Genomic DNA, 16,180 nt, shown 5'->3' on the forward strand with positions numbered 1-16,180 from the left:
AAAAAAGGATGAGATTAATTGATTTCATTCTTTTTTTATTGCCATATACTTCTAAAGTTTTAATTTTTAAAAATTACCGAATAAACTGAAAAAATATTGACGTGCCGATATTAAGATGATAGTATTTTTCTTCCAGTCAAAAAATGTTAGGAGGCGAAAAAATTGATTACAGTAGATGGTTTAAGTAAATCCTTCAAGGTTGCGAAACGTTCTTCAGGAATTAGGCAGGCAGTGAAGGGGCTTTTTTATCGTGAGCATACGATTGTTGAAGCGTTGAATGATATTTCTTTCTCAATTGAACCGGGGGAAATCGTTGGGTATATTGGCCCGAATGGTGCAGGGAAGTCTACGACGATAAAAATCATGAGCGGAATATTGGTTCCAGATCGAGGGACGTGTAGCATATTGGGATACACTCCATGGAAGGAAAGAGCTTCCTATGTTAAACATATCGGTGTTGTTTTTGGGCAACGCTCTCAATTGTGGTGGGATGTACCCGTCATAGACTCGTTTGAGCTTCTCCGTGATATTTATAAAATTCCTCAAAATGAATATCAAGATAATCTTGATTTACTGATTGAAACACTCGATTTACAAAGTCTAATTCATTCACCTGTACGACAATTAAGCTTAGGACAAAGGATGCGCTGTGAAATCGCAGCATCATTGCTACATAGTCCTAAAATTTTATTTTTAGATGAACCTACAATTGGACTTGATGCCGTTTCAAAAATTGCCGTACGTGAGTTCATTAAAAGGATTAATAAAGAAAAGGGTGTTACCGTCATTCTTACGACGCATGATATGAATGATATTGAAGCTTTAGCTAATCGAGTTATTTTAATTGGTAAAGGAAGTTTATTGTTCGATGGTAACTTGAATGAATTACGAAAACATTTTGGGACTCATAAAACGATTACGGTAGATTATCGGGAGGACCACAATCCATTTAAAATTCCTGGAACCACAATGATTTCATGGTTACCTGAACGGGCAATTATAAGTTTAGACACAGAACAAGTTAAAATATCAGATGTGATTTCCAGTTTATCCAGTAAGGTTGACCTACTCGATGTGACGATTGAAGCACAACCAATTGAAGAAATTATCGTTGGTCTCTACAAGGAGTTTCAAATATGAAGCCATATGTATCTGTACTAAAACTACGATTATTGAACGGAATGCAATATCGTTCAGCAGCATTGGCGGGGGTAGCAACACAGTTTTTCTGGGGATTTATGTACATTATGATTTTTGAAGCTTTCTATAGTCAAACAGTACATTCTCAACCACTTTCTTTAAAAGAAATCATTACATACTTATGGTTACAACAATCCTTTTTAGCTTTCATCATGCTGTGGTTTCGTGATAATGAGCTTTTCGATCTCATTACAACTGGGAATATCGCATATGAGCTTTGTAGACCATGCGAAATCTACGGATTTTGGTATTCAAAACTTTTAGCACAACGCTTGTCGAGTGCAATTCTAAGGTGTTTCCCAATCCTACTAGTTGCATTCCTTTTACCTCAACCTTATAAAATGACGTTACCACCAAGTGTCTTAACCTTTGTGTTATTTTTGTTTGCCCTTATTTTTGGCTTACTTCTTCTTGTTTCAATTTCGATGTTTATTTATATTTCAGTATTTGTGACAATGTCTCCTATCGGCTCCTTGTTACTGTTTGGAGTTATTGGGGAATTTTTCTCTGGATTAACAATTCCAATTCCACTAATGCCAGCGTGGCTTCAGACTTTAGCTAATTTCCTACCGTTTAGATGGACAGCTGATTTTCCGTTTCGAGTGTACTCTGGTAATATACCTCAAAATGAAGCTTTAATCGGTATCGCTGTACAAATTGTTTGGCTATGTTTACTTGTTTGGCTAGGAAGAATCGCTTTTAATAAAGCCTTACGAAGAGTCGTGGTCCAAGGAGGTTGACCCAATATGAGACTATATTTTAAATATCTACTTATTCTCTTTAAATCACAAATGGAGTACCGCACATCTTTTTGGCTATTAACAATTGGCCAGTTTTTAATCCCGTTCTCGATGTTTGCAGGTCTTTACTTTTTATTTGAACGGTTTGGACAAATAAAAGGATGGACTTTTTACGAGGTTGCGCTTTGTTTTGCGATTATCCATATGGCCTTTGCCTTAAGTGAATGTTTTGCCCGTGGATTTGACAATTTCTCTAGTCTAGTAGCTAGCGGAAGTTTTGATCGAGTACTTGTTCGTCCTAGAAGTACGATTGTTCAAGTTATGGGATCCAAATTCGAGTTTACTAGAATTGGTAGATTGCTTCAGAGTTTAATTGTTTTGATTTGGGCATTAAATAATCTTTCCATCGAATGGAGCAGTATGAAAGTAGTAACCATTATTTTAATGATCATTAGCGGGGTCTTTATTTTTACCGGAATCTTTATCCTTGCAGCAACGATGTGTTTTTGGACAATTCAGGGTCTCGAAGTAGTTAATATTTTTACTGATGGCGGAAGAGAGATGGCACAGTATCCGTTAAATATCTATCAGAAATGGATAACTAAATTTTTTACATTTGTTATACCCTTTGGATGTGTGAATTACTTACCTTTAATGTACATTTTAGATAAAACGGAGGGAAAAGCGTATCTATATATGGTATCGCCAGTAGTGGGGATTATTTTTATTATACCTTGTTTACTAGTATGGCAAATTGGAGTAAGACATTATCGATCGACGGGTTCGTAAAATAATAAAGACGCAATCTAGTTATGGGATTGCGTTTTTATATAGAAGAAATGGAGTTATGTAGGATAATAGAAATTTAGTACCAGTCTATATGTAATAAATCAAAATTGAAGTTGAAATAGTTAAACATACGCTAACATTAATTAAAAATCTTGTGAGATTTCTATCTTTCCAACTAGCATAACTAAATATTAAAGTTGATAACCCGAAGATAATCTGATACCAAATAGAAATAGTAAAGCCATCTTCTTTAATCAAAAAAATGTTTCCAATTATTATGCAAGGAATCCAAATTAAAAAGAATAATTTTTGAAATCGTGATAGTTTTTTCATTTGCACCTTCTTTTATTAAATATGGTCTTTATGCAATCCTAACTATAGATATAATTTAATGTTAGCAGATAAACATACGACTTTATTTAAACAAAAATGAACTATAAGTGAATATTTTAGTTTTCTTATTGTGTCTTAACTTAACTGAAAGGATGAAAATAAGCCTCACTCTGATGAAAACAACTGGATGTTATTAAGAGTTCCCATATTCTTCTTACTTTTGAAGAAAATTTTGTTCCTTCTTTGTTAAAATAAATTAGATAATAAAGGAGGAGCATTATGGGATTAAAACGAAAAAATAAAAGAAAATCCACTCAGCCACACACAAAAGTAATAGATTTTGGAATGGGAAAGACGTTAGCTAAAATTGAAAAAGCAATTTGTATTTTAGATAAAAGTAGGAAATAGTATCATGACCTTGTAAATAATAAAGTAATAATTAAATTAAAAGGAATTAGGAATCAATGAAAAAACAAATTAAAGTAGTTGGAGCTGTAATAAGAAACAATCAATACCAAATACTATGTGCTTTACGTTCACCTGAAATGAGCATGCCAAATAGCTGGGAATTTCCTGGTGGAAAAATCGAAAAGAATGAAAAACCTGAAGAGGCTTTGGTCCGCGAAATAAAGGAAGAATTAGGTTGCGAAATATCTGTATCTGAATTAGTTGAAGATGTCATTCATGAGTATCCAAATATAATTGTAAATTTGATAACTTACGAAGCCAAAATTATAAGCGGTACGCCAGTAGCTACTGAGCATGCGAAGATAGAATGGAAAGAAAGCTCTGAGTTAAAAGAACTTGAATGGGCTCCAGCTGACCTTCCTACGGTTGAAAAATTGATTATATAAAATATTAGTATATAGATTGCGAACGATAAACGATAAAACTAAGTAATTTAGAATGATGTCGAACAAATGATAAAATAATATTTCTTTGGAAATTGAATTTTTTTCCATATCCAATATAATAATAAATAAGCAACTATAGTGTACATACTAGATGAGTTAAGGAAAATTCTTGTAAAACATAGGAGGAAACTATGGGAAGATTAGTTCATTTCGAAATTCATGTTGATAACATGGAACGTGCAAAGAAGTTTTATGGAGAGGTATTTGGTTGGACGTTTCAAGATTGGAGTGAATATGCAGGAATGCCATACTTTGGTGCAGTGACAGGCAATGAGGACGAAATGGGAATTAATGGTGCCTTAATGCAGCGCCAAAGTGCTCCTCCTGAAGCAAACCAACCATTAAATGGATATGCATGTACCATGGGAGTAGAAAATTACGACGTTACGGAAGCTAAAATTGTTGAAAATGGTGGCAAAGTAGCAATGCCTAAATATGCACTGCCTGGAATGGCATGGCAAGGATACTTCATTGATACTGATGGTAATATTTTTGGAATTCATCAACCTGATGCTAATGCAAAGTAATTATTTATGGGTGTTTGATAATTCAAGAGTTTGATTTGAACTAAAATTTCTATAACTTACAGCAACAAAAGTCAACTGTCTGCAGTTGACTTTTTATTTTTCAATTCTTAATTTTGGTAATAATTGAGAATAATAAATAGCAGATTTATTAAAATTGTTCAAACACAAAATTGCCATATTACCCTTCTTATTTAGGATATTTTTCATGGTATTCTTAAATTGAATTTTCATTGCTTCATAATAAAAACAAGTATGAAAAGGATAAACCGATGAAAAAAATAATTATTATTACGGTTTTAATCGTTATTCTTATTACAGGTGGGTATCTATTCTCAAAAACCAGCACATTCAAAAATTACACTAACAATATAAGTAATTTTCTTAAATTAAAAAAAGAAAATGATTATCTAAAAGAAAAAATGAGCAATGAAACATCTTTAAAAGCAAATATAACTGAATTTAATATAGAAAATAAAGAATTAAAAATGCTAAAAGAAAGACTAAACAAAGAGAGTCAAAAATACATAACTGATGTAGCAATCGTCACAAAAAGAGATTTTGATACTTGGAACAGCTTTGTTGAAATAAATAAGGGTTCTAAAAATGGTGTGAAAATAAATACTAATGTAATGACATCTCAAGGCTTAGTAGGTAAAGTAATTGAAGTCTCAGAGAATAGTTCAAAAGTAGAATTATTAAGTGCAGTGAAATATAACTCATATATTTCAGTCCAACCCAAAAATAATCATCAATTACAAGGCCTAATTAAAGGAGCAGATGAGAAAACTGGCTATTTAAAAATGACCCTTTTCAATGTAAATGATAAATTAAAAGCTGGTGAAATTATTGTTACCTCTGGTCTAGGAGGTATTTATTTAACTGGTATTGAAATTGGTAAAGTCAAAGAAGTTAAAATTGATAATTTAGGTCTAAATCAAACAGCATATATAGAACCTTTATATGATTTAAACGACTTAGAGTACGTTATTTTATTGTTAAGTAAAAAGTAAAAGGAAAGAACAATAGAAAAAGAGAACAATGTTAGAGTTGTTCTCTTTTTTGCATAAATAATTCCAGTACATAAAAGTAGGTGTATGTTAATGTTACAATTCCAAGAAAGGATTCAAAAATATGAATATAAGCTAAACGATACGGATGATCAAATAGTCGAGTTTATCCTTAATAACAAAGAGGATGTTGTTGGCTTTTCAATACAATATTTAGCTGAAAGGTTATTTACGGTTCCGAATACGATTACGGGATTATCCAAAAAATTAGGTTTTGATGGATATTCTCAGATGAAGAATAGTTTAAAAGAGGAAATGAATAATCAAAGTATTTTTACAGAAGAGGATAGTTTAACTTATAACATTCATAAAACAATTGGACTAATTGATCAAAATACGCTTTCCCTTACCACAAAAATGATTCAAGAAGCACGTAGGGTACTTTTCTTTGGTGTAGGGGATACTGCACCTTTTTGTGAAATGATGATAAAAAATCTCAAAGTTGTCGGTAAACAGGCTGAGTATTATATTCACCGACACGATGTCTTATATGAGCTTTCTAAATTTGATTCTAAAGAGAATAATTTACTTTTTTTAAATTTCATTATCTGGAGAAACAGCTCAAGTATTAGATGTTGCGGAATTAGCAAAATTTAAGGGAATAAAGTTAATATCGCTTACTCATTTTAGTAAAAATCCTTTACAACAAATAGCAGATGTGAACTTGTATTGCTATTCTCCTAATAAAAAATGAAGGTGAGTCTAGAAGATCAAAAAGTTCTTTATTTGTTCCTGCTTTTAGTAGATTATTTTTATACTCTTCATCTGATAATCTTGTAACCAATTCAGCTAATAAAGTAAGATGCGTAGTGCCTTCCTCTTCTTTTGGAATCGCTAACAAAATAACTAATTCAACTTGATTTATTTACCTGAAGATGAGGAAGCACTCCAAAAAAGAATAGATAAGTATTATTGATGGAGCTATCGACGTTCATATTGTAGTGAATGTTCCAAATCATAAACCAAGACTTGATATAAAATTTGAATTGAATAATCAAGCAAAGGATCATCGACTAAGAGTATTAATTCCAACGGGTATTGCTTCAGCTTTCTCAGTTTCAGATAATCAATTTGGTTCAATAAAACGAGATGTTGTAGATCCGGCAATTCAAGTCTGGGAGGAAGAAAATTGGGATGAACGTCCAGATTCGATTTATCCTATGTTGAGTTACGTTGGTTTATCAAATGATGATTATGGAATTAGTGTATTAACGAATAGTACGAGAGAGTATGAAATTGTTGGTGGAAAATTTGATACGATCGCGATTACTCTGTTTAGGAGTATTGGTTTTCTTGGGAAAGAGGAGATGGTTCGTAGACCAGGGAGACCGTCTGGGATTAAGTTGCCTACTCCGGATTCTCAGATGATTGGGAAGTTGTCTTTGGAGTTTGCGATTGCTACATATAATAAGGAAGAGAATGTTGCTCGGATTACCAAGGAGTATTTAACTCCTATTGTTTCATATAATAAGATTCCTTATGATGCTATGAAGTTGAATGAGTTTGGTGTGAAGACGCCGTTGGAGTTTAGCTTTTTTAGGGAGAGGTCTTCGAGTGTGATTTTGAGTACATTGAAGAAGGCTGAGAGAGGAGATGGATTTGTTTTACGTTTTTATAATGCATCAGAAAATGAAGAGTATGCTTTTTGGCAATTTTATGATGAAATTGATCAGGTATACAATGTTAATTTAAATGAAAAAGTAAAAGAAGAAGTATTTGTAAACGATCAGCAAGTTGGAATAAATGTGAGAACAAATCAGGTTAAATCGATTTTGTTTTAAGACAAAAATATATGTTTTTAAATCAAAAAAGGCTATTTTTCGTTTTATTATTAACGGAAAATAGCCTTTTTCTGATGGGTATTGTGGAAACTTAGGTGACATTAATAATTTTATCTAATATTTATTAGCTATTGCTGGCTATAGAATATTTAATTTCATGTATAGATTGCATCTTACTTATATAACATAAAAAATATTAGAGTGGAAAGTTGCTTAGGAGGAAGCGCTTTGAATAATTTTATTGTTATGCAAGGACGCACTTATCATGAAGAAAAAGAACTAGGGATTATTTGGTCTCCACAGCAGGATAAAGGAAGTAATGTACCACATTCATGGCAACGAATGAAAGAAATCAAAAAAGATGATAGGATATTTCATTACGTAAAAGGTAATATCGTTGCTATAAGTACTGCCATAGATGAGTGTATAAAAGCTAGTAAACCCACTATAATGCAAGGTCATAGTCAATGGAATGACGAGGGGTATTTAGTAAATGTAAAATATTTTGAATTAGATTTACCTTTAAATGTGCGAGAAAATTTTAATGATATTTCGCCTCTTTTACCTATAAAGTATTCGGCATTTCAGCAAGATGGAAGTGGAAACCAAGGCTACTTATATCCTTGTAACGAGGAACTAGCAATAAAGTTGCTAGAACTAATTAATGAACTGAATATTTATCAAATAAATGAAGAGCAATTAGAATTATCCATAGATGCAGTAAGAAGAACTGAAAACATTACGTTAATACATGTTATATCAGAGACGGAATTAGAAGCGAAAGCTAAAATTAGATTAGGGCAACATAAGTTTAGAAAAGATCTATTAGAACTCTGGAAAAATAAATGCGCATTGTGTGATATAAATTTAACGGAATTACTTAGAGCTAGCCATTCGAAACCATGGAAAGATTGCAATAATAGTGAACGTTTAGATCAATACAACGGCGTGTTGCTCTGTTGTAATCATGATGCACTTTATGATAAAGGATTGATTGCATTCGATGGCAAAGGGAATTTACACATTTCTTCAATAATTTGTGAAGAAAACTATATGACTTACGGGCTAGACAAGAGGATTAATATACAAATGCATTCCAAAAATAAAGAATATTTCATTTGGCATAAGAAATTTATTTATAAATATTAATAAGTGCTTATTAATGTGCTCATGTTCTAAGTTTATATTTACATGGAAAATTTAAACAAAGGATAATAGTTCATAGAGAAAAGTATAGCCAGTTTTTCTTAATGATATATTTTAGAAGAAGCTTTTTAGATTTTCAGCAGATTAGTTTTCAGTCTTAATAACTGTATACCAAAAAGAACCTGCTCAATTTTTTGAGTAGGTTCTTTTGTATTCTAAATACAGAAAATGTAAATCGAAATGACAATAATCATAGTATTAGGTATTCTTTTAAGTTAAAATCCAAATTAGAAATAAATAAAAACTGTAGTGATTGGGGATCGTATGGTGAATTTTATTCAAAAACTAGAAGAATCTTTACACAAGGGGTTTATTGATCAAAAACATAATTATAACGGAAGTTTTACTCCAAAATTACTAGTCAATAATACTAAAAATAACGAAAATGTATTATCTACTATATTAGAAGAACTAGATAATTGTAAGACATTTTATTTTTCAGTAGCATTTATTACTGAAAGTGGACTTGCCATGCTTAAGTCGCACTTACTTGACCTACAGCGTAAAGGTGTAAGCGGTCGCATTTTAACTTCGACTTATTTAAGTTTTAATCAGCCTAAAATTTTTAGAGAGTTAATGAAGATTAAAAATGTTGAAGTTCGATTAACAAATTTAGAGGGGTTTCATTCAAAAGGGTATATCTTTAATAATGATACTCACTATTCATTAATTGTTGGGAGTTCAAACATTACTGCAAATGCCTTAAAAGTAAATTATGAATGGAATATAAAGCTTACTTCACATGAAGATGGTGAAATTGTTCGTCATTTTAAAGAGCAATTTGAAGATGTATGGGAAAAATCTCAGCCATTAAACCATGAGTGGATTGACAGTTATGAAAGTGCTTATAATCAAATAGAAGAAAATAGAGTTTTCGATCAAATATCAGATTTCCCAGTATCATATCAAACTAATCCAATAGAAGAAGCGTTAAAAATCTTGCCAAATAAAATGCAACAAACGGCATTAGCAGAAATTCAAGCAGTTCGTGAGGCTGGGAAAGATAAAGGCTTAATTATTTCAGCTACAGGAACAGGGAAAACTTATCTATCAGCATTTGATGTTAGAAGTTATATGCCTAAACGAATGTTATTTATTGTTCATCGTGAGCAAATTTTACAGAAGGCTAAGTCAGATTATATAAAAGTACTTGGTGGAATCGACGAGGATTTTGGTATTTTATCAGGTACAAATAAACAAAAAGATGCTAAGTACTTATTTGCTACAATTCAATCGATTTCTAAGGATGATACATTACAACAATTTGATCCTGAAGAATTTGATTATATTTTAATTGATGAGGTTCATAAAGCAGGAGCTCAATCTTATAAAAAGGTAATCAATTATTTTAAACCAAAGTTTTTAATGGGAATGACTGCTACTCCTGAGCGAACTGATGATTTTAATATTTATGAACTTTTTGATTACAACATTGCGTATGAAATTCGTTTACAAGAAGCGCTTGAGGAAGACATGCTTTGTCCTTTCCATTACTTTGGAGTGACTGATCTTGAGTTGGATGGAGAAACAATAGATGATGCTACAATATTATCAAAGTTAGTAACAGATGAACGTGTTAACCATTTAATTGATAAAATCGAGTATTATGGTTATTCAGGTGATAAAGTAAAAGGTCTGATTTTCTGTAGTAGAAAAGAAGAAGCTGAAAAGTTATCAATTGCATTGAATCATAAAGGATATCATACTTTTGCTTTAACAGGAGATCACTCACAAGAAGAACGAGCTAGAAAATTAGAACTTTTAGAGAATGGGAACTTGGATTATATCATTACTGTTGATATTTTTAATGAAGGTATCGATATTCCATGTGTTAATCAAGTAGTAATGCTAAGACAAACACAATCCAGCATAATATTTATTCAGCAACTTGGTCGAGGATTACGTAAACATGGTTCAAAAAATTTTGTTACGATAATAGATTTTATAGGTAACTACCGAAATAATTATTTAATTCCGATCGCACTTTCAGGTGACAAATCGCTAAACAAAGATAGTATTCGAAGAAATATGAAGGATACAAGTTATATTAAAGGTGTTTCTTCTATTAATTTTGAAGAAATAGCTAAAAAGTTAATATTTAGTTCAATTAGTAATAGTAATTTAACAGAGCTGAAAAAACTTAGAGAGGCGTTTGTTGAGCTGAAAAATAGAATTGGAAGAACTCCGTTTCTATATGATTTTATTACTAACAATTCAATTGATCCAAATGTAATCGTAAATAAATATCAGAACCATCAACAGTTTTTATTGAAACTTAAAGAAGATGTTCCTTTATTAAGTGATTATGAAGATAAGGTTTTAACTTTCCTTTCATTAGAAATATTAAATGGTAAACGTAAGCATGAGATAATTCTTTTGGAATTACTTCAAAAAGATGGAGTAGTAAAGATGACCGATTATATCGGTCATTTAAAAGAAGCTAATTGTTCAATTGATGATTCAACGATAAATTCTGTTAAAAGAATTATTGATTTGTCATTTTTTACAATATCATTTACAAGTAAATATGGTGAAATACCAATTGTAATCTTAGATGAAAATAATAACTTTAGATTTAATGGTTCAATTATTGAAAGCTTACAAAGTAATGATCACTTTAAGAAAATGGTTTGGGATGTTATAAAAACATCTAAAGAAAAAAATAACAAGTATCAATCAAATGTACGACTTACTCTGTATGAAAAATACACAAGAAAAGACGCATGCAGATTGTTAAATTGGGCAAATGACGAAAGCTCAACAATGTATGGTTACAAAACAAAATATAATACTTGTCCAATATTTGTAACCTATCATAAACATGAAGAAGTAGAGTCAAGTGTGGCATATGGTGATGAATTTATAAATCAAGAAGTCTTAAATTGGTTTACTAGAAGTAATCGTTCATTGGAATCAGAAGAAGTTAAAAAAATAATAAATGCTAAAGAAAATAATATTGATATTCATATCTTTGTGAAAAAGGACAATGATGAAGGTGGAGATTTCTACTACCTTGGAAAAGCACTTCCAGACAAAAACACGGTTAAACAATCGGTGATGTTAGGTAAAGATGAAAAAGAACTTCCCGTTGTTCAGATGAATATGATTATGGAAAACAGTATTGAAAGTAAGTTGTACTATTACATTATTAGTGGTGAAAATGAGGAAGAATAATTGCTCTTATTTTTCAGCTAATATTTGAAAAAATTACTTCCTTTATTTAAATTGAATAATCTTTCCAATATAATAGAGTTAAATAAAATAAATAAAGGGATGTAAAAATGAAAAAACAAATTAAAGTAGTTGGTGCGGTAATTCGAAACAATGAAAATCAAATTTTGTGTGCGCTTAGGTCACCTGAAATGAGTTTACCGAATTTGTGGGAATTTCCTGGTGGTAAAATTGAAAAAGGTGAAAAACCTGAGGAGACTTTAGTTCGTGAAATTATGGAAGAATTAGGTTGTGAAATTGTAGTTTCAGATTTGGTTGAAGATGTAGTACATGAATATGATGCAATTATTGTAAACCTGTTAACATATGAAGCAGAGATTTCAACAGGAACTCCAGTTGCAAGTGAGCATGCAAAATTAGAGTGGAAAGATGTTTCGGATTTAGAAGAACTTGAATGGGCTCCGGCTGATATTCCTACTGTTGAAAAGTTGATGAACTAAAAAATGGCGTTCTCCTACCTATATAGGGAACGTCATTTTTGTTCTTATCATTTTCTTACATGTCAAAGAATACTATTTGAACTTTTACAATCATATAGAAAGTGTGAATGATTGAATAATTTGAAATACCTATTCAAATTATTACATACCAAATAGTTTAAACTAAAAGGGTAGAAAAATATTTTAAAGTTGAGAATATATTTTAATTATAATTTACTGAATTTCAAAACAGTTGGTAATTTATAGAATTGGGATTAAATCATAGTATTAATCAACTTTAAAGTTTTATTATTAAGGAGTCCTATTAGAAAAATATTGAAATATAAAATTGGGGTATTTGAAATAATTATTAGGGGAGCATTCTATGAATCTGGTAGATACAAAACAATTATGGCAATTTTCACCGATTCCAAATATCGAGGAGTCGAATTTTAATAAAATTCTAGAAAGATTTTTCAACTTAAGAATTTCTGGTTTAACGCGTGAAAACACACAAAATGCTCTAGATGGAAAAATAATCGGATATGATGGACCAGTAGTTTTAACAATAAAAACTGGTACGATAAAAAAGACCGAGGTACCAGGTATTGACGAAGTTATTGATCGTATTAAATGCTTAAAAGGTCGTAACAGTTATACAAAAGAAGCGATCGAACATATGATTAATAAAGTTGATCAAGAGGAAGTATCATATATTTCTTTTGAGGATTTTAATACAAGAGGACTTAAGGGTGCCTTAAATGGCCAAAGTAATTCAAAGGAAGATACATGGGCGATTTATGCATACAATAAAGGAGTTCACTCAGAGGAAGAGGATGAAGCTGTTGAAACTTCACGCGGTGGCTCACACGGTGTTGGTAAAATTGCCTCGAACGCAGCCTCAGATTTAAACTTAATGTTTTTTGCCAATTGCGACGCAGAAGGAAACCAACATCTCGGTGGTACTGTGCAATTGATAGAGCATAATTACAAAGATCAAAGTTATCGTTCATCTGGTTATTTCACAGATATCGTGAAGTTAGAAAATATCAAATCAAAGTTCTATCCATTTGAAAATAAATTCCATGAGGTATTTGAGAAAAAGACACGTGGTTTAAAAATCATTATTCCGTTCTTAAGAGAAGAATACAATAATGAAAATGAAATTATTAAAAGTATCTGTGATAGCTTCTTTATATCCATTCTTCAAAAGAAATTAGAAGTAATCGTAAACGATAAATATATAACGAATGAAACAATTCAAGATTATGTATTTAGTGCGGATTACTATGTTCAGGAAATGGCAGAAATGAAGAAAGAATTTACTCCTTTATATGTAAAGACATATTTAAATGAAGAACCGAAATCATTAACCGTTACCGATGGTAAAGTAGATTATAAATTCAATTTATATTTCAATTACAATGAAGCTATTCCTAAAGGTCGAGTTGCAGTTGTTCGAACAATTGGGATGAAAATAGAAGATAAGAAAATTCAAGGAAATGCTAATAAACCATATAATGCTATTTTAATAGGTGGAGCACCTGAAGATGCATACCTAAAATCATTAGAAAATGAATCCCATACTGAATTGTCTTATGACCATATTAAAGACCCAGAACTTCAAAAGCGTGCAAAAAAATTTATTAGCAATTTAACTCGTGAAATTTCTAAAATCATTGAAGAGGCGATTAAGAGTAATAATCCTACAGATGGGTTAATGAATACAAAAGATATTTTATATGTTGTGGAAAACGAATTTAAACGAGACTTAACAGATACAATGTCAACAGTAAAAATAAACAAAGGTAAATCGATTGTAAAAATGAACACTGAAATACCAAAAAAGAAGAAAAAATCAAAAGACGGTAAAAAATCTAATGAACCAACAACTCCTAGAAATCCGGTTAAAAGAGTAAAATCTCAACCACTTGCGGATGATGGGATCGAACAAGAAAAAGTACGTAATAAATACATTACAAATCCAGATATTGTTGAACGATTAATATTAGGTAATAAAGAAATGGTTCGTTTTGATTTCAGTGAAAGTAAAGAAATCAATAAAGAAACTTCATGCGATATTTCACTTTCTATTATTGATGGCATGGGCGTAGAGTATTCTGACGAATTTAATCTAAAAGAAAACTACAGCCAAGTAATTGATAGAATAACAGGGAAAGTATGTAAAATCGAAAACAATATTATAAAAGATATTGCTATCTACGAAGGTAGAGCTCAATTACAGTTAGAGTTGACAAAAAATTTCAACAAAGCTCTTAAATTTGTTTACTACGTAGAGGTGTAAAATGATATATAAAAAGGACGCTAATTTCCCATACCCAATATTAACGAACACATCTACAAGTTATGAAAATAGTCATTTTACTTTAGATGTCCAACTACATGAAAATGTATATAATTATCGTTTTGATATTTCCTATGAAATCGATTCTGATTTTATAAAGCGCTTACTTGAACAAGGAAAAGCACAACTTATCTTAGTTATTCAATCTAAAGATAATAAGTTTTATAAACTTAAACAATATGAATCTTACATTGAAATTCCAAAATCACGTATTTCCGTTAGCAAACGAACAACTATTCAACTTCATCTTCAGTCAAAAGAGGATATCAGTTATATAGACAATAATGACCTAAGTGAATTTTACCAACAATTTAAAGATGAAATAATTGTGCCTAAAAACACGATTTTAGGTTTCTCAAATGTTGTTATTTTTGATGGTAGCATTACAAAACCTTTAGAACTATTTGAAAAGAAATTAAACCCAAATTTATTGAGTGATGTAAAAATCGAATTAGGCAATGAAACGATTATTATTCACTATAAGCATGAACAGTTGCAGTTTAATAATCTACCAAAAAGTAATTCATTAAATAATCCATATATTTATATGGGGCTACAAAAGGCTCTCCAACGATTTATCGTAAATAACGGAGATGGAGAACAAGTAGATTTAGACGAAATCGATAATTTGATTGATCCATTGGACATTAAGTTACACACTTTAATGAGAAAAAAGATGATTAATGAATTAAGAATAGATAACATCGATGAAGTTATATACAAAATTTCAGATAGAATTATAGAGAAATACGCAGCGGCATTAAAGGAGCTAAGTTCAAATGGAAATTAGACTGCTCAAAAAAGGTTATAAAAATAATGAACAGTTTTATATGGATTTTTTAGATGACAAAATTAGGTATAAAGACGAGTATTTTTCAGAGGATGTAGTTTTTATAGACGAAGCACCTGATTTCCCAATTTATTTGGCACAAAGAAGTGAATTGGAACGAAAAGAATTGTTTTTAGAAGCATTTAAAGTGTTGTCAAGTTCATACTTAAATACCGATCGTGATATTCATTTTGATGAGTTATTTTGGCACTCTTTACTTACATCAGTAAAAAGAGATTACTTGTTAGAGCAATATCCTCAAATCGCAGAAGGTATTAGCCATTTTAACAATATAGTCTTAAAGGATTTTAACTGGGAAAGCTATATTTATAAATGTGTACTTGGTGCACAGTATATTAATGATGCGGTGTCAGATATAGAGGAGAGAGCTCGTTATTATGAGTTGTTGATTGATAATCTGGATATGTATAACTACATTATTAAATATGAAATTTTCCGAAACGATCGTTTCTTATTAAATATTTTAGATATAATCGATGAATTGGACCTTTCAAAAGTGATGAAGTCTAAAATTATAGGGCGTGAAAATCTTGGTAAAGATGAGCGTGTAGGTCGCCGTGTATTATTTGAATTCAATAAAAGCTATCCTGTCATTATGTCACCTATGTTAGATAAGGAAGATTTAAAAGAGTGGTTCTTAAAGTATTTAAGTTACTACTATGAAATGTCACCAGTTGTAATTTGATACGAGAATTAATATTTAAGTGTAATATTTTATTATAATTTTTGTTAGAATTAAAAGCATGGGCTCGATAATG

Annotated in this window: 17 protein-coding genes; 16 read left to right on the forward strand and 1 reads right to left on the reverse strand. The window is 30.8% G+C overall.

The window, feature by feature from the left end; all coding sequences use genetic code 11:
• Nucleotides 1-162: 162 nt before the first annotated feature.
• The 9 genes from COI44_RS03740 to COI44_RS24805 all read left to right on the forward strand — a co-directional run bounded on the left by COI44_RS03740 (nucleotide 163) and on the right by COI44_RS24805 (nucleotide 6,264).
• Nucleotides 163-1,140, forward strand: coding sequence for an ABC transporter ATP-binding protein (locus COI44_RS03740; protein WP_098426724.1), 978 nt, complete (start codon nucleotides 163-165; stop codon nucleotides 1,138-1,140).
• Nucleotides 1,137-1,940 carry an ABC transporter permease gene (locus tag COI44_RS03745; protein WP_098426725.1) on the forward strand — a complete coding sequence of 268 codons (804 nt, stop codon included), beginning with the start codon at nucleotides 1,137-1,139 and terminating at the stop codon, nucleotides 1,938-1,940. The genes COI44_RS03740 and COI44_RS03745 overlap by 4 nt, the downstream gene beginning before the upstream one ends.
• A gap of 6 nt (nucleotides 1,941-1,946) precedes the next feature.
• Nucleotides 1,947-2,729 (forward strand): ABC transporter permease, encoded by a 783-nt coding sequence (locus tag COI44_RS03750; protein ID WP_098426726.1) that lies wholly within the window; start codon nucleotides 1,947-1,949, stop codon nucleotides 2,727-2,729.
• Between the two features lie 612 nt (nucleotides 2,730-3,341).
• Complete coding sequence (locus COI44_RS24455; protein ID WP_286163740.1) at nucleotides 3,342-3,470, forward strand: hypothetical protein; 129 nt, start codon at nucleotides 3,342-3,344, stop codon at nucleotides 3,468-3,470.
• Nucleotides 3,471-3,526: 56 nt separating this feature from the next.
• The gene (mutT, locus tag COI44_RS03760) at nucleotides 3,527-3,916 is read left to right on the forward strand and encodes an 8-oxo-dGTP diphosphatase MutT (protein WP_098426728.1); all 390 of its coding nucleotides are present in this window, start codon (nucleotides 3,527-3,529) and stop codon (nucleotides 3,914-3,916) included.
• A gap of 191 nt (nucleotides 3,917-4,107) precedes the next feature.
• Nucleotides 4,108-4,503 carry a VOC family protein gene (locus COI44_RS03765; protein WP_098426729.1) on the forward strand — a complete coding sequence of 132 codons (396 nt, stop codon included), beginning with the start codon at nucleotides 4,108-4,110 and terminating at the stop codon, nucleotides 4,501-4,503.
• Nucleotides 4,504-4,772: 269 nt separating this feature from the next.
• Nucleotides 4,773-5,513, forward strand: a complete 741-nt coding sequence (gene mreC / locus COI44_RS03770) for a rod shape-determining protein MreC (RefSeq protein ID WP_098426730.1) — start codon at nucleotides 4,773-4,775, stop codon at nucleotides 5,511-5,513.
• 90 nt (nucleotides 5,514-5,603) lie between these two features.
• Nucleotides 5,604-6,167: a MurR/RpiR family transcriptional regulator gene (locus COI44_RS03775; RefSeq protein ID WP_179887004.1), complete on the forward strand. Its 564-nt coding sequence runs from the start codon at nucleotides 5,604-5,606 to the stop codon at nucleotides 6,165-6,167.
• Nucleotides 6,109-6,264: an SIS domain-containing protein gene (locus COI44_RS24805; RefSeq protein ID WP_098426853.1), complete on the forward strand. Its 156-nt coding sequence runs from the start codon at nucleotides 6,109-6,111 to the stop codon at nucleotides 6,262-6,264. Before COI44_RS03775 ends, COI44_RS24805 begins: the two co-directional genes overlap by 59 nt.
• On the opposite strand, the gene COI44_RS03785 is transcribed toward COI44_RS24805, so the two are convergent.
• Complete coding sequence (locus COI44_RS03785) at nucleotides 6,211-6,435, reverse strand: PTS sugar transporter subunit IIA (protein ID WP_098426732.1); 225 nt, start codon at nucleotides 6,433-6,435, stop codon at nucleotides 6,211-6,213. The genes COI44_RS24805 and COI44_RS03785 overlap by 54 nt on opposite strands.
• Nucleotides 6,436-6,511: 76 nt before the next feature.
• Here COI44_RS03785 and COI44_RS03790 point away from each other — a divergent pair, with 76 nt between their 5' ends.
• From COI44_RS03790 to COI44_RS03820, 7 genes are all read left to right on the forward strand, one after another.
• Nucleotides 6,512-7,351, forward strand: a complete 840-nt coding sequence (locus COI44_RS03790; protein WP_286163741.1) for a glycoside hydrolase family 38 C-terminal domain-containing protein — start codon at nucleotides 6,512-6,514, stop codon at nucleotides 7,349-7,351.
• Between the two features lie 228 nt (nucleotides 7,352-7,579).
• On the forward strand, nucleotides 7,580-8,500 hold the full coding sequence (locus COI44_RS03795; protein ID WP_098426734.1) for an HNH endonuclease: 921 nt from the start codon (nucleotides 7,580-7,582) through the stop codon (nucleotides 8,498-8,500).
• Nucleotides 8,501-8,821: 321 nt separating this feature from the next.
• Nucleotides 8,822-11,731, forward strand: a complete 2,910-nt coding sequence (locus COI44_RS03800) for a DEAD/DEAH box helicase (RefSeq protein WP_098426735.1) — start codon at nucleotides 8,822-8,824, stop codon at nucleotides 11,729-11,731.
• Between the two features lie 107 nt (nucleotides 11,732-11,838).
• Nucleotides 11,839-12,228: a (deoxy)nucleoside triphosphate pyrophosphohydrolase gene (locus tag COI44_RS03805; RefSeq protein ID WP_098426736.1), complete on the forward strand. Its 390-nt coding sequence runs from the start codon at nucleotides 11,839-11,841 to the stop codon at nucleotides 12,226-12,228.
• Between the two features lie 364 nt (nucleotides 12,229-12,592).
• Complete coding sequence (locus tag COI44_RS03810; protein WP_098426737.1) at nucleotides 12,593-14,512, forward strand: hypothetical protein; 1,920 nt, start codon at nucleotides 12,593-12,595, stop codon at nucleotides 14,510-14,512.
• A gap of 1 nt (nucleotide 14,513) precedes the next feature.
• Nucleotides 14,514-15,362 carry a hypothetical protein gene (locus COI44_RS03815; protein ID WP_098426738.1) on the forward strand — a complete coding sequence of 283 codons (849 nt, stop codon included), beginning with the start codon at nucleotides 14,514-14,516 and terminating at the stop codon, nucleotides 15,360-15,362.
• The gene (locus tag COI44_RS03820; protein WP_098426739.1) at nucleotides 15,352-16,107 is read left to right on the forward strand and encodes a hypothetical protein; all 756 of its coding nucleotides are present in this window, start codon (nucleotides 15,352-15,354) and stop codon (nucleotides 16,105-16,107) included. Before COI44_RS03815 ends, COI44_RS03820 begins: the two co-directional genes overlap by 11 nt.
• The last annotated feature ends 73 nt before the right edge of the window (nucleotides 16,108-16,180 follow it).

This window comes from Bacillus sp. AFS088145, assembly GCF_002564465.1.
Taxonomy (GTDB): Bacteria; Bacillota; Bacilli; order Bacillales; family Bacillaceae_G; genus Gottfriedia.